This window comes from Staphylococcus xylosus (assembly GCF_002732165.1).
In the GTDB taxonomy this organism is placed as follows: Bacteria; Bacillota; Bacilli; order Staphylococcales; family Staphylococcaceae; genus Staphylococcus; species Staphylococcus xylosus.
On sequence record NZ_MRZO01000003.1, the window covers coordinates 50,654 to 70,209 of the forward strand.

12 protein-coding genes and 1 pseudogene are annotated in these 19,556 nt (G+C 32.8%); 9 read left to right on the forward strand and 4 right to left on the reverse strand.

Annotated features, from left to right (window positions below; all coding sequences use genetic code 11):
- Positions 1-50 precede the first annotated feature (50 nt).
- Positions 51-767 (reverse strand): class I SAM-dependent methyltransferase, encoded by a 717-nt coding sequence (locus BTM19_RS05395; RefSeq protein ID WP_029378080.1) that lies wholly within the window; start codon positions 765-767, stop codon positions 51-53.
- Between the two features lie 527 nt (positions 768-1,294).
- Between BTM19_RS05395 and BTM19_RS05400 the strand changes: the two genes are divergently transcribed.
- Entirely contained in the window at positions 1,295-2,917 is a 1,623-nt protein-coding gene (locus tag BTM19_RS05400) for a BCCT family transporter (protein WP_029378081.1), read from the forward strand.
- A gap of 173 nt (positions 2,918-3,090) precedes the next feature.
- Here the strand turns inward: BTM19_RS05400 and cudC are convergent, their stop codons facing one another.
- Positions 3,091-3,651, reverse strand: coding sequence for a choline uptake/conversion transcriptional regulator CudC (gene cudC / locus BTM19_RS05405; RefSeq protein WP_029378082.1), 561 nt, complete (start codon positions 3,649-3,651; stop codon positions 3,091-3,093).
- A 198-nt stretch (positions 3,652-3,849) separates the two neighbouring features.
- On the opposite strand from cudC, the gene betB reads away from it, so the two are divergent.
- Together betB and betA are read left to right on the forward strand one after the other, a co-directional pair.
- Positions 3,850-5,343, forward strand: coding sequence for a betaine-aldehyde dehydrogenase (betB, locus tag BTM19_RS05410; RefSeq protein WP_029378083.1), 1,494 nt, complete (start codon positions 3,850-3,852; stop codon positions 5,341-5,343).
- 62 nt (positions 5,344-5,405) lie between these two features.
- Complete coding sequence (betA, locus tag BTM19_RS05415) at positions 5,406-7,088, forward strand: choline dehydrogenase (RefSeq protein ID WP_029378084.1); 1,683 nt, start codon at positions 5,406-5,408, stop codon at positions 7,086-7,088.
- Positions 7,089-7,412: 324 nt separating this feature from the next.
- On the opposite strand, the gene BTM19_RS05420 is transcribed toward betA, so the two are convergent.
- Positions 7,413-9,575, reverse strand: a complete 2,163-nt coding sequence (locus BTM19_RS05420; RefSeq protein WP_029378085.1) for a bifunctional glycosyltransferase/CDP-glycerol:glycerophosphate glycerophosphotransferase — start codon at positions 9,573-9,575, stop codon at positions 7,413-7,415.
- A 476-nt stretch (positions 9,576-10,051) separates the two neighbouring features.
- On the opposite strand from BTM19_RS05420, the gene BTM19_RS05425 reads away from it, so the two are divergent.
- The 3 genes and pseudogenes from BTM19_RS05425 (at position 10,052) to BTM19_RS05435 (ending at position 12,942) form a co-directional block, all read left to right on the forward strand.
- Positions 10,052-10,489 carry a GNAT family N-acetyltransferase gene (locus BTM19_RS05425; RefSeq protein WP_069796969.1) on the forward strand — a complete coding sequence of 146 codons (438 nt, stop codon included), beginning with the start codon at positions 10,052-10,054 and terminating at the stop codon, positions 10,487-10,489.
- A gap of 219 nt (positions 10,490-10,708) precedes the next feature.
- Positions 10,709-11,335, forward strand: coding sequence for a nitroreductase family protein (locus BTM19_RS05430; protein ID WP_029378087.1), 627 nt, complete (start codon positions 10,709-10,711; stop codon positions 11,333-11,335).
- A 464-nt stretch (positions 11,336-11,799) separates the two neighbouring features.
- A pseudogene (locus BTM19_RS05435) lies at positions 11,800-12,942 on the forward strand (CapA family protein).
- Between the two features lie 57 nt (positions 12,943-12,999).
- Here the strand turns inward: BTM19_RS05435 and BTM19_RS05440 are convergent.
- Positions 13,000-13,941, reverse strand: a complete 942-nt coding sequence (locus BTM19_RS05440) for a nucleoside hydrolase (protein ID WP_029378089.1) — start codon at positions 13,939-13,941, stop codon at positions 13,000-13,002.
- A 294-nt stretch (positions 13,942-14,235) separates the two neighbouring features.
- Here BTM19_RS05440 and BTM19_RS05445 point away from each other — a divergent pair, with 294 nt between their 5' ends.
- From BTM19_RS05445 to rocD, 3 genes are all read left to right on the forward strand, one after another.
- Complete coding sequence (locus tag BTM19_RS05445; protein WP_029378090.1) at positions 14,236-15,636, forward strand: MFS transporter; 1,401 nt, start codon at positions 14,236-14,238, stop codon at positions 15,634-15,636.
- Positions 15,637-16,221: 585 nt separating this feature from the next.
- Positions 16,222-17,850 (forward strand): APC family permease, encoded by a 1,629-nt coding sequence (locus BTM19_RS05450; protein ID WP_029378091.1) that lies wholly within the window; start codon positions 16,222-16,224, stop codon positions 17,848-17,850.
- 489 nt (positions 17,851-18,339) lie between these two features.
- On the forward strand, positions 18,340-19,530 hold the full coding sequence (gene rocD, locus BTM19_RS05455) for an ornithine--oxo-acid transaminase (protein WP_099265778.1): 1,191 nt from the start codon (positions 18,340-18,342) through the stop codon (positions 19,528-19,530).
- Positions 19,531-19,556: the final 26 nt, after the last annotated feature.

Genomic DNA, 19,556 nt, shown 5'->3' on the forward strand with positions numbered 1-19,556 from the left:
ATATAATAAAAATTCTATCTATTATAAAAAATACGTAATAATAATCGCATCTATTTTGTAACAGATATTAAAAATATAGGCGTTGGATTATAGAAAGCGTCCTTTTTATTATAAATGCGGTGATATACTCCTTCATCAAGATGTATATGATTAAAACCTAATTCTTTAAGTATTTGAATATCATATTGTGGTCGGGAGTGATGATTAATTGGGATACTCTGCTTAATAGCTTCGCTTTCTGCTAGCATGTCCTTATCAAGTGTGTCATGAGCATGATTTGACCCGATCGCTTTATAGGATTCAAATGAATCTTTACCATAATCAGCATCAATATTTACCAACTTACCCTGTGGTTTTAATACGCGTAACCACTCTTTATAAGCAGCGCTTGTATTTGGTAGGAGCCAAGTTACGTTTCTTGAGATAACGATATCAAATGTTTCATCTTCAAAGTCTAGATTTTCAGCATCCATAATTCTAAAATCTAGATTTTGTTTGAAGTGTTGTGCATTTGCTTTAGCATGTTCTATCATTTCTGGTGAAAGATCTATACCAGTAACTGTTCCACCGTGTTGAGTGCATAAGATTGCTAAAAATCCAGCACCAGTACCGATATCTAATATTTTCATTCCTCCATGTATAGGGGCAATTTGATTGATTTCGTCAATCCAGGTTAATGCATGTTGACTCTCTAATTCTGCTTGTTTATTTTCGCCAAAAGAGACAGCTCGCTTATCCCAGTAAGTAACAATTTGTGATTTTTTCATTTACAGTACTCCTTCATTCAATTCGACTAAAAAGTCTCTTATCTTATTATAAAATATTTACGCGTAAAAGTGAGTTTAGACAATTAGAACATTAAAAATATATATTTTATTGACAATAATGGCACTCATTTTACTTAAAAAAATTTCAAAAAATTATACATTTTAGAAATCGTTATTTTAAAATGTTAATAATAATTAATCTTAATTTTTTGAATTTTGACGAAAAAAATAAAACAAATATTTATGCATTTTTTAAGCATAAATATCCAATTATAAAAGTTGTAAGATTTATTAATTACGTTAAATTTAAACTTAACACTGTGATTGTGGCAATTTTCATATGATAGTTAAATGTTCATTTTATATAATTATTCATATTTTGATGATGGGATTTTTGAATGTAATTTGCATTATTATTTAAAGTTCGTTAGGCTCATGTTTGTGAATTAATATTTTGTTTTGCTAATGTTTATTTATTTTAGCAACTTATACATAGTTAAGAAATCTAAATTCAGGGGTGTTCAAAAATGGAAAAGAATAAAGTCATGGATTGGACGACCTTTATAGGATCATCGATAATTTTACTTATTGCAGTAATTCCTATGATGGTCTTTCCAAAAGCAAGTCAAGATATTATTACTAAAATGAACGATGCTGTTTCTAGTTCAATAGGTTCTATATATTTACTAATTGGTTTAGCAACATTGATTTTCGTATTATACATAGCTTTTGGTAAATATGGAAACGTAACTCTAGGTAAAGCAACAGATAAACCTGAGTTCAATAATTTTAGTTGGGCTGCAATGCTGTTTTGTGCAGGTATTGCTTCTGATATTTTATACTGGGGTATAATTGAATGGGCATTTTATTATCAAGACCCTCCACATGGTGGTAAAGGGATGACAGATAGTGCGCTTAATTATGCAACTATGTATGGTATGTTCCACTGGGGACCAATTGCATGGGCAACATTTGTATTACCGGCACTTTGTATTGGTTATCTTGTATTTGTGAAAAACAAGCCAGTCTATAAAATTAGCCAGACATTACGTCCTATATTAAAAGGACAAACAGATGGTATTGTCGGAAAAATAGTTGATATTATCTTTATTTTCGGCTTGTTAGGCGGAGCAGCTACATCATTAGCATTAGGTGTGCCGATGATTACAGCAGGAATAGAGCGTCTTACAGGTATAGATGGAGATAATATGCTTATGAAGAGCATTATTTTGTTAGTTATTACAGCAATATTTGCTTATAGTTCATATTCAGGATTGAAAAAAGGTATTAAAGTTTTAAGTGATGGAAACGTAATATTATCATTTATATTACTCGGATTTGTATTAGTTGTAGGCCCTACCGTATTCATAATGGAAACAACTATCACTAGTATGGGAAATATGTTTAAAAACTTTTTCCAAATGGCAACATGGATTGAACCGTTTGGCGGTATAGGGGGACGTGAAGAAACAATGTTCCCTCAAAAATGGACGATATTTTATTGGGCATGGTGGATAGTTTATGCACCATTTATTGGATTGTTTATTGCACGTATATCAAAAGGTCGTACATTAAAAGAACTTGTTTTAGGAACGTTAGTATACGGTACATTGGGCTGTATGTTATTCTTTGGCATCTTTGGAAACTATGCAGTATATTTACAAATAAGTGGTCAATTCAATGTGATTGAATTCTTAAACACGCATACAACTGAAGCAACAATTATTGAAGTGTTACATCATTTACCGTTTCCTAATTTAATTATTGTATTATTCTTAATTTCAGCAATTTTATTCTTAGCAACAACATTTGACTCTGGTTCATATATTTTAGCTGCAGCATCGCAGAAAAAGGTGATTGGTGAACCATTAAAGGCAAATCGTTTATATTGGGCATTTGCACTATGCTTATTACCATTTGCATTAATGTTAGTTGGTGGTGAACGTGCATTAGATGTATTGAAGACAGCTTCCGTATTAGCGAGTGTACCAGTACTTATTGTGTTTGTCATGATGATGATTGCATTCTTAAGGACATTGTCAGAAGATCGACTCAAATTGGAACATCGTGCCGATAAATATAGAGAAGTAGAACGCCGTTCGTTAAGAATTACACAAGTAAGAGAGAAAAAAGAAGACGACAATTTATAAAGCGCAAAATAGCTACCGACAGTGAGTCGGTAGCTATTTTTTAGGCTTTATTAATTAAATGAGAATGAAACACCACATATTATCGAACAAAGTTAAATTAAGTATATAGGACAAGAATGAAGGCGAATCATTAACAGAATAAGTAATGTAATTATTTTTATAAATACGAAAATTTATTCTTCTTTGTGCGTTTCTTCTGGCATAGGGAAGTATTTGAAGATTTCGCCACTTTCAAGTGCGTCACTTAATTGATCTAACCATTCATAATAAGGCAATGTACCAACGAGTTGCTGTTTTGTTTCAAGCGCTTCACTCTTAGTAGCCTCATCGACGTTTGTATCACCAATGATTTTATCTAAAATTGCAACTGAATCATGGACAGCTTCAGCATTAATGACAATCTCTCTTCTCCATTTTCGAGTGAAGAAATTTCTGAAGAAATTAAAGAAATCTTTCTCGGCGATGAAATGCTGTTTTCTACTTCCACGAGTGAATTGTTGTTTTACGATATCAAATTCTTGGAGTCTTTTAACGCCAGCGCTCATACTCGGCTTACTCATTTGTAATTGTTCGCGCATTTCGTCCAACGTCATACTATCTTCAAAAAGCATAGTACCGAATAAATTTCCGACACTTCTATTGATACCATATAAATCCATTGTTTCACCAATTGCATTGATAACAATATCTTTGGCCGTGTCTAATTGATTTTCAGGGTTATTAGAATGTACCAATGTGTACACCTCCGATTAAATTTTTTAAGTTCAAACTAAGGAAGGTCAATTAATCTAAGTAATATAAATACCTAATCATAATTGAAAATGAGTGTGTAATATTTGAACTCGTTTGACACCCTTTCAATTACTATGCTAACATAAACTTTATAAAATTCGTTAAATAAAAATTTAACAAACTTAACGGAGGTAATTTTAATGGAACTTGTAAAAAATTTATCTCGTCGTCAATTTATTGATGGTGAGTGGGTTGAAAGCTCAAATAAAGAAACAAGAAAAATTATTAATCCATTTAATCAAGAAGTGATTTTTGAAGTTGCAGAAGGAACAGCCGATGATAGCGAGCGTGCAATATTGGCAGCTAGACGCGCATTTGAAGATGGCGAATGGGCTAACGAAACAAGTGAAAATCGCGGTAAAAAAGTGAGAGCAATCTCTGACTTAATCGTTAAACATCGTGAAGAATTAGCTAAACTTGAAACATTAGACACTGGCAAAACGTTAGAAGAATCTTATGCTGACATGGACGATATTGCTAATGTATTTAATTTCTTTGCTGGACTTGCAGACAAAGATGGCGGCGAAATTATAGATTCACCAATTCCAAATACAGAGAGTAAAGTTATCAAAGAACCAATTGGTGTTGTTACACAAATTACACCATGGAATTATCCTTTACTCCAAGCATCGTGGAAAATAGCACCTGCATTAGCTTCAGGATGTTCATTAGTCATGAAGCCGAGTGAAATTACTCCGTTAACAACTATTCGTGTATTTGAATTGATGGAAGAAGTAGGATTCCCACAAGGTGTTATTAACCTTGTACTAGGTAAAGGCTCAGAAGTAGGTGAGCCACTTTCAGCGCATAAAGAAGTGGACTTAGTATCATTTACTGGTGGTATTCAAACAGGTAAACATATTATGAAAAATGCGGCAGATCACGTAACAAATATTGCTTTAGAATTAGGCGGTAAAAATCCAAATATTATATTTGATGATGCTGATTTTGATTTAGCAGTAGATCAAGCATTGAATGGTGGATTTTTCCATGCAGGTCAAGTTTGTTCTGCAGGGGCAAGAATTATCGTGCATAACGATATTAAAGAAAAATTTGAAGCAGCACTTATAGAAAGAATAAAAAATATTAAATTGGGTAACGGTTTTGATGAAGATACAGAAATGGGACCAGTCATCTCAGCTGAACACCGTGAAAAAATTGAAAACTACATGGAAGTTGCTAAATCTGAGAATGCAACGATTGCAATTGGTGGTAAACGACCTGAGCGTGAAGATTTACAAGATGGTTTCTTCTTTGAACCAACAGTTATTACAGACTGTGATACATCAATGCGTATTGTACAAGAAGAAGTGTTTGGCCCTGTGGTAACGATTGAAAGTTTCACAACTGAGGCAGAAGCGATTGAACTTGCTAACGATTCAATTTATGGATTAGCAGGCGGTGTGTTTACAAATGATGTTGGAAAAGCACAACGTATAGCAAATAAATTAAAAATGGGTACTGTTTGGATTAACGATTTCCATCCATACTTCGCACAAGCACCATGGGGTGGATATAAACAATCAGGTATCGGTAGAGAGCTTGGTAAAGCAGGATTAGCTGAGTATCAAGAAGAAAAGCACATTTTGCGTAATACTAACCCAGAGCCAGTCAATTGGTTTGGTAAAGCATAATTATAAATATATAAATAAAGAAGGCTAAATAACACTAAATAAATTCAGGAGGCGGTATAGCAATGAAAGAATCATATGACTATATAATCATCGGTGGCGGTAGTGCTGGTTCAGTACTAGGTGGCCGATTAAGTGAGGACGTATCAAATAATGTACTTGTATTAGAAGCTGGACGTAGTGACTATCCATGGGACTTATTAATACAAATGCCAGCAGCTTTAATGTACCCAGCTGGTAATAAATTATATGATTGGATTTATGAAACGACACCAGAACCACATATGGGTGGTCGTAAGGTTGGACATGCACGTGGTAAAGTTTTAGGTGGATCAAGTTCAATTAACGGCATGATTTATCAAAGAGGTAATCCTATGGACTATGAAAAATGGGCTAAACCTGAAGGTATGGAGTCATGGGATTATGCGCATTGTTTACCGTATTTTAAACGACTAGAAACAACATTTGGTTCTGAGAAAGGTGATCCTTATCGTGGACATCATGGACCAATTAAGTTAAGACGTGGTCCTGCTGATAACCCATTATTCCAAGCATTTTTCGATGCAGGCGTAGAGGCAGGTTATAATAAAACACCAGATGTGAATGGTTTCCGTCAAGAAGGCTTTGGACCATTTGACAGTCAAGTACATAATGGTCGCCGTGTATCAGCTTCTAGAGCATATTTACATCCAGCGATGAAACGTAAAAACTTAGAAGTACAGACTCGTGCTTTTGTTACAAAACTAAACTTTGAAGGCAATAAAGTTACTGGTGTAACATTTAAGAAAAATGGTAAAGAGCATACAGTAAGTGCGAAAGAAGTTATCTTATCTGGTGGTGCAATTAACTCACCACAATTATTACAATTATCAGGTATCGGTGATTCTGAACACTTACGTTCACTAGGAATTGAACCTCGTATTCACTTACCAGGTGTTGGTGAAAACTTTGAAGACCACTTAGAAGTTTATGTGCAACATGCATGTAAACAACCAGTATCAATGCAACCAAGTTTAAATAAATTGAAGATGCCATTTATTGGTTTACAATGGATCTTAGGACGTAAAGGTGCTGCTGCATCTAACCATTTTGAAGGTGGCGGCTTTGTTCGTTCAAATGATGACGTAGATTATCCAAACTTAATGTTCCACTTCTTGCCAATCGCAGTAAGATATGATGGTACAAAAGCACCAGCTGCACATGGTTACCAAGTGCATGTTGGACCTATGTACTCAAACTCTCGTGGTCACTTGAAGATTAAATCAAAAGACCCATTTGAAAAACCAGAATTCGTGTTCAACTACTTATCTACTGAAGAAGATAAGCGCGAGTGGGTTGAAGCAATTAAAGTAGCTAGAAATATTTTAAAACAAAAAGCATTAGATCCTTTCAATGGTGGAGAAATTTCACCAGGACCTGAAGTACAAACAGATGAAGAGATTATAGAATGGGTTAAACGTGATGGCGAAACTGCCCTCCACCCATCATGTAGTTGTAGAATGGGGCCTGCTTCAGATGAAATGGCTGTTGTAGATCCAGAGACATTCAAAGTTCATGGTATGGAGAATTTACGAGTGGTAGATGCTTCGGTAATGCCACGTACGACAAATGGTAATATCCATTCACCAGTATTAATGATGGCAGAAAGAGCTTCAGATATCATTCGTGGTAAAAAACCATTAGACCCAGAATACATCGATTTCTATCGTCATGGTGTACATGATAAAGACGCTGGTACAGTTAAATAAATACTAGATGTTTAGCTTCATATAGATAATCTTAAGGCTGAGACAATTTTTAATTGTCTCAGCCTTAATTATTATATAAAAGCCCATTACTATTTTGAAAAATAACTATGCACATATAAATAAACCTTAGGAGAATTATCTCCTAAGGTTTGTTTACGTTCTGGGAGGCCAAAATGTACGGGCTCTTTCTTTATTTAGAGGTTACTTACGCAAGCGCACTAGTATAGCTCTGTGTATTTTATTATTAGCCTTTTTAGTAATTAAGCCTCAATGAAGTGACTGTAATTAAATTTAGGTTGTTATCATACAATAAAGTAAAATAATTTATTTATGATTTTTACCTGTAATTAAATCTGCAATTGCTTTAGAACCTTTACCTTTTTCTAAAGAACAGAAGTCATTATAGAATTTATCAATTTTATCTTTATAATCTATAGCTACTTGATCTAAGTTTTTAAGGTCTTCTGTTAACTGGTAAGGATCTTGATGGATAGGACCAGGTAGATCTTTGTGGTAATCAAGATAGAAACCACGTAAGTCTTGTCCATATTTGTCTAAATCATAAGCAAAGAAGAACTGTGGTCTCTTAAGCACGCCGTAATCAAACATTACAGATGAATAATCCGTAATTAGACAATCTGAAATTAAATACAATTCAGAGATATCACTATAGTTTGACACATCAATTGCAAAGTCTTCATAACCGCGTAAATCCAATGCGTTAGAAATAAGATAATGCATTCTTAGTAATACGACATATTCATCGCCTAATTGCGCTTGTAAGTTATCTAAATCAATTTGGAGGTTAAATAGATATTTTCCTTTTTTAACGAACTCATCGTCTCTCCACGTTGGCGCGTACATAATAACTTTCTTATCTGAAGGTAAGTTTAGATTTTCTTTGATTTGTTGAATATATGCTTCGTCGTTTGCGTGATTTACCAATACATCATTTCTAGGGTATCCAATTTCAAGAATTTGTTCTGGATTCATCCAAAAAGCAGTTTCGAATATTTTAGATGAATAAGCATTAGGTGAAACAAGATAATCCCAACGGCTCGTTTCTTCTCTGAAATTACGCTTGTAATTATCAGTTGTCGTTCCAGGCATACGAATTACTTTCATATCATTTGCTAGACGTTTTAAAGGTGTACCGTGCCAATTTTGAATATAAACTTGGTTAGGTTTTTTATTTAGATATAAAGGTAGTCTTGCGTTAGTCACCCAATATTTAGCCGTTGAATAAGCCTCATAATAAGCTTTAGAGCCTTTTTTAACTTTCTTAGCCGATCCAGGTAATTGGACTTTTGAAGGGTTTTTGAAGACCCATATAAATTCATAGTTTGGGTGATGCTTCATCATATATTCATAAATATATTTTGGGCTATCGCTATAATTTTTACCAGCAAAGGCTTCGAATACGATTCTGTTACTCTTCACTTTATCTTCGCTATCAGTTAATTGATAGAGTGCACGATTTTTATTTTTTCTACGTAAAACAATATTTTTAACTAAACGTGCTTGCTTTCTAAATTGGTTCACTTTAAAAGCAGATCTACGCTTGTTGAACATAAGCATTAATGCTTCGATCATAAATAACGGTTTTTCATTTTTAAATATTGTTGGTAGTAATTCGCGTGTAACTTTTGGAAGTAATTCACTATTATTTTCGTAACGTTCAGGTAGTTTTCTCAGTGATGGTTCAAAAGATTGTTTGAATAAGTTTTTCATTTTATTTTTAATGAATATCTTGTTTTCTTTTAGTGGTGCGCGTTTAACAGAATCTGAGAAACTATAGACATAATCGTTAAATATGATGCCAAAGTCTTGTTGAGATAATGCTGGTTTTAAAAATGGATCATAGATTTCCCCTTTAATATAGAAAGGGAATCGGCTGATACGCACGAAGTCGTTAGCATATTTAATGAATTCTAATATAAATGACCAATCAACAAAGATATTTAAGTCTTCGTTAAATTGTAGATTATGCCCACGTGCGATTGCCGTTTTGAAAATAATATTACAAACCGTTTGTTTACGTAAAAATTGGTTTGATTTTGTTTGTGTATTTAAATATTCTGTACGTACTAAATTTTGATCCACGTACTGAGGAATATCTAAAGTAAAAGAATGAATAGGTGCAATTAAAGCATCAAAACTATTCAATTTTTTCATGTAAAACGATAAAGCATAAGAAGCTAGATAATCATCTGAATCAATAAAAATAAAGTAAGGTGATTCAACTTCTTTAAGACCCATATTTCTGGCATGTGCATGACCAGTATTATGTGGTAAATCTATGACCTTAATGGGAATATCCCAATCTTTAGTAGTTTCTGTCGCGATTTCTTTAGAATTGTCAGTTGAACCATCATTAACTAAAATGAGTTCAAAATCTTGGAATCTTTGTTTTTTAAGACTACTCAAACATCTTTCGATATAATCTTCTGAGTTGTAATAAGTCACTATGACTGAAATGGACTTCATTATGTTCCCTCTTTTTTTAAATTTTCTCTATATTTTTATACAAGGTAAAATATTAACAAATTTCAATCTCAAATATCAACTATTAATACATGGATAGAAAGACTGATTTTGTAAAATTATGCTCTGAAATCATGGTATAGGTAGTATTGAGCCATTGAATCTAAAAGATAAATTATACCGTGATTTAAAACTGTAATTAAAAACAAACGTGTTTAGATACTTATGCAAAAATAATTATAAATTGCTTCAGTTCTTTTGTGTCTATTATTTTTTTGTGAAAATGCCACTAATATATTTTACTATAAATTTACAATTAATATAGTGTGTAATTAAAATTTAAAACATATTAAACGCTTACATTGAGTTAATTTTTCATTTTTTATGCAAAAAAACAGCTATTTTAGGGAAATGAAGTATGAATTAAAGCTAGATTATATGCGTATTATATTATGCATAATGAAGGAGTGGGATAGATTATGGCTATTAGAAAAGCAAATTCTAAAGAGTTAGAAGAAATAAATCGAATGGTGCCAGATGTGTTTAAATCATCTGTAACTGTAGATTTTGACTTGAGTGAGACGTGTATGCGTGCGATGTCTAAGCAATTACTACAAGAAGGTGCATCGTATTTTATTTATAGTGAAGATGAGGTCATACAAGGGTTTGTACTTGTTGATAAAAAGGTGGACGCTCTTGAACAGAAGGAATATGGTTTTATTTATGAATTGTATGTATTAGAAGCTTATAGAAATCAAGGTATAGCTGAAGCGTTAGTTCACTTTGTTAATGATTACTATAAAAGGCATAATGTGAGTGAAGTAAGACTCAACGTATATGCGGGAAACTGTGCGAAACATTTATATGAAAAATTAGGCTTTCGTGAAAGGACTATTACCATGTCTATTGATATTTAAATTTGATTAGTGAAATTTTATGTTGGTTTAAATCATAACTAATTATTTAGAAGTATAGCATCTCATTTAGAAAAAATTTATGCATGTAAACAATGATTGGAATAAGGTTTTAGAAGGTTTTGTTATGTTGCGAAAAAATTTTATAAACAAATGATTTGTAAAAGTGTTCAAATTGAGTATAATTTGATTTTGTTAAAAATAATTAAGGAGTAGAAAATAATGATAAATAATAATTTTGAAGATATTTTAAACAATAGAAAATCTGTGAAAGTGTTTGACGACCAATTTAAAATCCCTAGAGAAGAAATGAACGAAATGATTCAAAAAGCAACGAAAGCCCCATCATCTGTTAACATGCAGCCTTGGCGTTTTTTAGTAGTGGAAAGTGATGAAGGTAAAGAGAAATTACGTCCGCTAATTCGTTTTAACACACGTCAAAACGATACATCATCAGCAATGGTAGTTATTTTTGGTGATATGAAAAGCCAAACTTACGGTGAAGAAATTTATGGTAATGCTGTAAAACACGGTTTTATGCCAGAAGAAGTTAAAAATGAAATGTTAGATAAAGTTGTAGGACTATATGATAGCGCATCTAAAGCTCAAATGAATGATATCGTTAAAATTGATAGCAGTTTAGCTGCAATGCAATTTATGTTAGTTGCTAAAGCACATGGCTATGACACAAACCCAATTGGTGGATTTGAAAGTGATCAAATAGCTGATGCATTTGATATTGACGCAGAACGTTATGTACCTGTATTAATCGTTGCTATTGGGAAAGCAAAAAATCCAGCGCATGATTCATATAGATTACCTACTGAAACTGTTACAAAATATGTTTAGTCATTCATTTGACAATAAACTGAGTAGCTAAATCATTTATTTGAATATAATTGAATATAAAATCATCAAAAAAAGAATAGTAAACATCAAAGCGTATTTACAACTTGATGAAGTGACTAGTATTTAAAGGTACTTATTCTAAGACTTTTATCTATTTGTCATTTCTGTAATATTCTATAGATTGAGGCTGGGGCAAATTAATTGTCTCAGCCTTAATTATTATATAGAACTTTTACTTGAGCGATTGCTCAGGTGAAATATTTATTCATACAATACTAATTGTCTTTGCCAATAGTGTAGGATAACGAAAATTTTTAAATAAAATAGATTCCTGTTCCATTAATAATTTCCACTTTGTTAACGTTAAAATAGTTTCTCAATATAATTGAATCGCAGAACGATAAAAACTATACTGAAATTAATATAATTAAATTTAAAAGATAATTCTTGATGAGAGGGCGTCTTTGATGAGGTATCGTATACTTTTAACTTTATTAATTTCACTTTTTTTAACGTTATGTATATTTTGTTTATCAGATCAAAAGAATTTAACTCATAAAGCATCTTTTTATGCTGTAGGTGATAATTTAATACATCCCGTTGTATATCATGACGCATTACAAAGCAATGGTAGTTATAATTTTGAGCCTATGTATAAATCATTAAAGTAAGAAATCCAAGCAGCAGATATTGCTTATATAAATCAGGAGTCACCGATTGGTGGGGATGAAAAGGGACTTTCAGGTTTTAAACAGTTCAATACCCCTAATGATATTGCTAAAGATGTTATCAATACTGGGTTTAATGTAGTGAATGGCGCCAACAATCATGCTTTGGATCAAGGTACTGATGGATTATTAAATGAAATTAATGTGTGGGAGCATTTCAAATGTGTTTTTTATACAGGTACATTTAAATCACAAAAAGATAGAGATACCATTCCGACATTTAACAAAAATGGTATAAAAATTGCGATGTTAAGTTATACATACGGCACGAACGATATTAAACCAGAAAATAAATATCAAATTAACTACTTTAATGAGGAACAAATCAAGAAAGATGTCGCAAAAGCTAAAGAACAAAGTGATATGGTTATGGTATCGGCACATTGGGGTAATGAAGGCAAACATGAGCCTAATGCCAAACAGAAAAGATACGCCAAGGTATTTGCTAATGCTGGGGTCGATGTAGTAATAGGAACACATCCTCACGTGATTCAGCCAGTCCAATGGGTGAACGGCAACGATAATCATCGAACATTGGTTGCTTATTCCCTGGGAAATTTCCTCAATGGCCAATCTACTGGCAATGAAAGCAATGCGCTAGGGGGCAACCTTCAGTTTAATATTGAAAAACAACCTAAAGTCATAACAATCAAAGATGTAAAATGGAAGTCATTAGTAACACATTATGAAATTGCGAATCCACTTGATAATAATACAAGACAAAATTTTAAAATGTATCCACTGTCTGATTATAGTAATAATAAAGCTAAGCAACACGCTTTGAATACAACTGAAGAAAATGAAATGACTAAAGATAAAATGGAATCTATTACTAGAAAAGTCATAGATAATCAATATTTAGATGACACTAGTTATTAAAATTTTATATTATATAACCCCCCTGAACTGTTGAATTAAAGTTCAGGGGGGTGCCTATTATTTTGTAACTTTTTTAGCTAAATCAGTAATATATTTGAAGAAATTATCATGGTCAACATGGTCGATTACTGAAATGGGTCTACCGCATTGATTGTCGACATAAGTTTTACCTTGACTAGGACCCTCTGTATATACAGATACATTTAAATCATGCTTACGAATCAGCTCAGGCATGCCAATATAAGCTGTAGTTAAGACATCCCAAAGAAAATAAGTTGAATTCGTTTGGAAATGAGTTAATGGTGGGACAGCTGCATAACTTACACCTAAAAAATCTACCCCAGGATAATGGCGTTCATTGGCCCACGCTTGTCTAACATCCCAAGTCATAGGTACTTGATTGGTGCTTTCTAAAGCAACCATATCTATTTTAATCTCTGTATCAAAAACTGTTTTTACGGCTTCAGGATCCCAAAAGGCATTCCATTCTGCACTGCCATCATGTTCAGGTTCTTCCACATTACCTTTCTCTAAAAATGTTCCGCCCATCCATACTAAGCGTTCAATATTTTGAACAATTGTAGCATCTACAGTGATTGCTTTAGCTAAATCAGTAAGTGGTCCAGTAAAGAGTAAAGTAACTTTTTCAGTACTATTATGAATTTTATCAATTATATCTAGATAAGCTTCATGTTTTAGAATATTAGAACGTCCATTTGTAGGTTCGTTTAAGATGGGTAACGCATCCATAAAGAAAGCGTGCATACGCCAATCTTTGGGAAATGGGTTTTTACCGCGTTCTTTTGAAGCGGCTATGTGAATTGGTTGTTCAGAGAAACGATTGACAATTTTTTGAGAGGCACTTACTGCAGGCTCGATATAACTATCTGCGCCAATGGCACTAACACCAACAAGTTTTATATCATCCATATGCAATAGAAGAAATAAGGAAATTAAATCGTCTACGCCACCATCATGATTAAAATAAATTTGTTTCATTTTTAAATACGCCTCCATAAGTTGTGATGCTTTTATTATAACAAAATTAAATCGTATTAGTTATGAGCTTGAAAGTAGTTGCTTAGCATTAATATAAGTTTTTTGTTAACTACAAATGTTAATTTAAGTTGGATATTTTAGTTGAATATAATCGTCATAAAAATGAGCAGTACATATCAATTGAAAAATATTTTTGGAAATTAAATCGATTATCATGCGAATTTTAAGTGTTTACAAAATAATACATAGGTTATGTTATATTAAATGGAAACAAATTAAGGGGTGTTTTTATTTGTGAAGTTTGAAAAAGAAAAAGTTAACAGAGTAGATTCAGATCAAGCAAAAAAAGGTGTGGTAGCTACGAGTATCGGTAATGCCATTGAATGGTTTGACTTTGGCTTATATGCTCAATTAGCAGTCATTATAAGCGCAAATTTCTTTGGAAATTTACCGCAAGAAATGCAAATAGTCTCTACGTTTGCTGTATTTGCTTTTGCATTTATTGTTAGACCTATTGGTGGTATATTCTTCAGTCATTTAGGGGATAAATATGGACGGAAGATTGTACTGTCGACAACGATACTACTTATGGCGGCATCCACACTGATGCTCGGCTTATTACCAACACAAGAACAAATTGGTATATGGGCTCCGATTCTATTACTAGTAGTTCGTATGATTCAATCATTCTCGACAGGGGGAGAATATGCAGGAGCAATGACTTATATTGCTGAAACAGCGCCTGATAAGACTCGTGGTAAATTGGGAAGCGGTTTAGAAATTGGAACACTTTCTGGTAGTATAATGGCGGCGATTTTAGCAGGCTTGATGTATTCATTACTAAGTGATCAACAAATGGTGGATTGGGGTTGGAGAATTCCGTTTATTATTGCTGCACCTTTAGGTATCGTGGGTATTATTTTACGTTCAAGCTTAGACGAAAGTCCTGCCTACGAATCTACATTAGAAGAAAAAGAAGAATTAGAATATTCTTATTTAGATATATTTAAATATTACTGGAGAGATGTTGTCGTTTGCTTCACTGGTGTTGCATTTTTGAATGTCGCAAACTACATGGTACTTTCTTATATGCCTTCTTTCCTTAACTCAACCATAAATTTAGGTGGAACGATGGGTTCTATATTAAGTATTGTAACAATGTTAATCATGATACCTGCAGTGTTCTTCTTTGGTTGGTATAGTGATAAGGTTGGTAACAAACGTACAATAATATTTGGGTTAGCAGGATTTAGTTTATTTTCCATACTTGCTTTTTGGTTAATGAGTATACCAATGATTCCATTCGTGTTATTAGGCTTGTTTATTATTGCACTATTCATGTCTACATTTGAAGGTGTAATGCCCTCAGTCTTACCGAGTATGTTTCATACAAAAGTAAGACTGCGTATGCTATCACTTGTATATAATATTGGTGCCGCAGTTTTTGGTGGTTTAACGCCATTTATCTTGTCTACTTTAGTAGAAACTACAGGGCAACGAATTGCGCCATCTTATTATCTAATGTTTATTAATGTGATTGGACTCATTATTTTTATAACAATGTTTAAATCTACATCGAATAAATCACTTAGAGGTTCATATCCTAATGTTGAAACTCAAGAAGATTATGAAGATGTTGTAAAAAATCCTAAAGACGCATTATGGTGGGAATCAGAAGAGATTCCTAAAAAGTAATATAAATATTCGGAAATAATAGAACTTACTTAACAATAATAGCAGTTCCTTTTGTAGAAATGTATACACTATAAGTAGAGAATTGTATGTAATTATATAGGTATTTTTTGATTTTTATATTTGTGTGACATTATAGAAAAGCAGTATTTACAAGGTATTTTAAGAATAAACTGTAAATACTGCTTTATTTTGTATTTATACACATTAAAAGTAAATGTTATATTAAATTTGTTTTTCAACGTACTATAAAATGCTTTAACCACTGATGTTATAGGCTTCAAGCAGCATTTACTACTTTTTAGAATTTATTTGTATTTATACTTTAAATGAATAAATGAGTAACATAACAAAACAGCCCTTCAAGTTGTTTGTATCGGGAGGTCAAAGCGTATTAATTGTACAAAACTATCATACATTTTCCACTTCTATTTTGTATAAAAATACTAAAATATACATAGTTTGGCAATTGGAATGTTGATTTGACTTGAATTTTAATCAGAGTATAATAACGAAATATACAAGAGCGTGTATAAATTTTACATTTTCTTGATATGAATATAAAAGATGTTTAAAGTAGGAGTAATTATGGAACAAAAGGATGAAAGTAATAAGATTAATTTACCACAGTTGGTATTGCTAGGGTTGGGATCACTTATTGGTTCTGGTTGGTTATTCGGTGCTTGGGAAGCGTCATCTATAGCAGGCCCAGCTGCAATTATCTCATGGGTTATTGGTTTTGTAGTCATTGGATCAATTGCCTATAACTACATAGAGATAGGTACAATGTTTCCGCAATCGGGTGGAATGAGTAACTATGCGCAATATACACATGGTTCATTGTTAGGTTTTATTGCTTCTTGGGCTAACTGGGTATCATTAGTAACTATTATCCCAATCGAAGCAGTATCAGCAGTACAATATATGAGTTCTTGGCCATGGTCATGGGCAAAATTCACAACAGGATTAATGAAAGATGGTTCTATAAGTAACGCTGGATTAATGGCAGTGTTTGTAATTATTATTATATTTTCATTATTGAACTATTGGTCAGTTAAACTGTTAACTTCATTTACAAGTTTAATTTCAGTATTTAAATTAGGTGTACCGTTATTGACAATTATAATGTTGATGATTTCCGGTTTTGATACAGGCAATTATGGTCATACGGCAGGTCAATTTATGCCTTATGGTTCAGCACCTATATTTGCAGCGACAACCGCTTCAGGTATTATATTTTCTTTTAATGCATTCCAAACTATTATTAATATGGGATCAGAAATACAAAAGCCCGAAAAAAATATCGCTCGAGGCATAGCTATCTCACTAACATTAAGTGCGGCGTTATACATAGTGCTTCAAAGTACATTTATTACATCAATGCCTAGTGACATGATTCATGAAAATGGTTGGAGTGGTATTAACTTTAACTCTCCATTTGCTGATATGGCTATTCTTTTAGGTTTGAATTGGTTAGCTATTTTGTTATATATGGAAGCTGTTGTTTCACCATTTGGTACAGGTGTATCATTTGTTGCGGTAACTGGTCGTGTACTACGTGCAATGGAAAAAAATGGTCACATCCCTAAATTTTTAGGTAAGATGAATGAAAAATATAACATTCCACGTGTGGCTATTATTTTTAATGCCATTATTAGTATGTTAATGGTGTCATTATTCCGTGATTGGGCGACATTGGCAAGTGTTATATCAACAGCTACACTAGTTGCCTATTTAACTGGACCGACTACAGTTATTTCATTACGAAAAATGGCTCCGAACATGCATAGGCCGTTTCGTGCTAACTTGTTGAAATTTATGGCGCCTTTCTCATTTGTTATGGCATCGCTAGCGATTTATTGGGCGATGTGGCCGACGACTGCACAAGTAATCTTTATTATAATTTTAGGTTTACCAATTTACTTCTTTTATGAATATAAAATGAATTGGAAAAATACTAAGAAACAAATTGGCGGTAGTTTGTGGATTATTTTATATCTTATTGTACTTGCTACCTTATCATTTATAGGAAGTAAAGAATTTAACGGTATGGACTGGATTCACTATCCATATGATTTTGTAGTAATTATCATCATTGCACTAATGTTTTATAAATTTGGTACGTCTAGTTATTTTGAAAGTATTTACTTTAAACGTGCTAAGAAGATAAATAAAGATATGCGTGAAGATTTAATAGAGAAACAAGAGATAGAGTAAGAAGCAGACTTTTTTAATAGAGCAATATACAAAGAGAGTGCTTTAACGATGCGCTCATAGCACGTCGTAATGAACTAACATCTAACTTTAAATTTGTCTCGAACTATAGAGAATCAAGTCAACTTTGTGGGGCAAGCATACGGAATTAAATTATTTTGTAATTTCGTGTGCTCGCCTTTTTTATTTAATTTTGTGTTTTACGGTTATCTGGATTGTTTTACATAATGAACTACCCCTATTTTATTGGAGTACAATTTAACGGTATGCTATATGTTATGCAGGATAAATGCATATAAAAGAATATATAACTCCACGCTAATTATTTTGAAAATTTAGATAAATTACGGTTTAATTGCTATGAATCGAGGTTTTAAATGGTTTTTAAGTGTAAAAATTCAAAAAAACTTTGACTAATAGTAAAAATAAGCGTATTATATATGAATATTAATTCAGTTTTAAGAATAAATATAAAAGGAATGAGGATTTTTGATGAACGATTTATTTGCACTAACAGATCAGTATAGTTCGAACAATTATAGCCCGTTGAAATTAGCACTGGCTAAAGGCCGTGGCGCTAAAGTTTGGGATGTAGAAGAAAATAATTATATAGATTGTGTTTCGGGTTTCTCAGTCGTCAATCAAGGGCATTGTCATCCTAAAATTATAAAAGCATTTCAAGAACAAAGTGAAAAAATAACAATGGTTTCTCGTGCTCTATATAGTGATAACCTAGGAAAGTGGGAAGAAAAGATATGCTCACTTGCTAATAAAGAAAAAGTACTTCCAATGAACACAGGTACTGAAGCTATTGAAACAGCGATTAAAATCGCTCGTAAATGGGGCACAGATGTCAAAGGCATTGCTGATGGTGAAGGTGAAATTATAGCGATGAATGGCAACTTTCATGGCCGTACGCTAGGTGCCTTGTCGCTATCTTCCCAAGAAAGTTATAAACAAGGGTTTGGGCCATTGTTAGATAACGTTCACTACACTGACTTTGGTGATATAAGTCATTTAAAAGATTTAATTAATAACAATACAACAGCTATTATATTAGAACCTATTCAAGGTGAGGGCGGCGTCAATATTCCACCCGATGATTTTATAAAAGAAGTGCGTAAGTTATGTGATGAACATAATGTGTTATTTATTGCAGATGAAATACAGGTAGGCCTTGGACGTACAGGTAAAATGTTTGCTATGGAATGGGAAGGCGTAGAACCTGATATTTATCTACTTGGTAAGTCACTTGGTGGAGGTCTTTATCCAATATCAGCAGTATTAGCTAACCACGACGTGATGGATGTACTAACTCCAGGTACCCATGGATCTACATTTGGAGGTAATCCGCTTGCATGTGCAGTTTCAATGGCTGCATTAGATGTACTAATTGAAGAACAGCTAATAGAGAATTCTGAAAAACTTGGACAGAAATTATTAAATGAATTACAACTTATAGATAGTAATATCATCTCTGATGTGAGAGGTAGGGGATTATTTATCGGATTAGAACTAACAGAAGCAGCGCAACCATATTGCTTAGAGATGATTGATAAAGGTGTGTTATGTAAAGAAACACAAGGCAATATTATTCGTATTGCGCCACCACTAGTTATTAATGAGCAAGAGATAGATCAAGTAATCAGTGTGATTACTGAAGTATTAGAAAAAGACAAATAATAGCGTTTTAAAAGACCGAATATTCA

Excerpts from the sequence above, each read along its gene's own strand:
- BTM19_RS05395 (WP_029378080.1), bottom strand. The coding sequence starts at position 767 with ATGAAAAAATCACAAATTGTTACTTACTGGGATAAGCGAGCTGTCTCT.
- betA (WP_029378084.1), top strand. The coding sequence starts at position 5,406 with ATGAAAGAATCATATGACTATATAATCATCGGTGGCGGTAGTGCTGGT.
- betB (WP_029378083.1), top strand. The coding sequence starts at position 3,850 with ATGGAACTTGTAAAAAATTTATCTCGTCGTCAATTTATTGATGGTGAG.
- BTM19_RS05430 (WP_029378087.1), top strand. The coding sequence starts at position 10,709 with ATGATAAATAATAATTTTGAAGATATTTTAAACAATAGAAAATCTGTG.
- BTM19_RS05400 (WP_029378081.1), top strand. The coding sequence starts at position 1,295 with ATGGAAAAGAATAAAGTCATGGATTGGACGACCTTTATAGGATCATCG.
- BTM19_RS05440 (WP_029378089.1), bottom strand. The coding sequence starts at position 13,941 with ATGAAACAAATTTATTTTAATCATGATGGTGGCGTAGACGATTTAATT.
- BTM19_RS05420 (WP_029378085.1), bottom strand. The coding sequence starts at position 9,575 with ATGAAGTCCATTTCAGTCATAGTGACTTATTACAACTCAGAAGATTAT.
- rocD (WP_099265778.1), top strand. The coding sequence starts at position 18,340 with ATGAACGATTTATTTGCACTAACAGATCAGTATAGTTCGAACAATTAT.
- BTM19_RS05450 (WP_029378091.1), top strand. The coding sequence starts at position 16,222 with ATGGAACAAAAGGATGAAAGTAATAAGATTAATTTACCACAGTTGGTA.
- BTM19_RS05425 (WP_069796969.1), top strand. The coding sequence starts at position 10,052 with ATGGCTATTAGAAAAGCAAATTCTAAAGAGTTAGAAGAAATAAATCGA.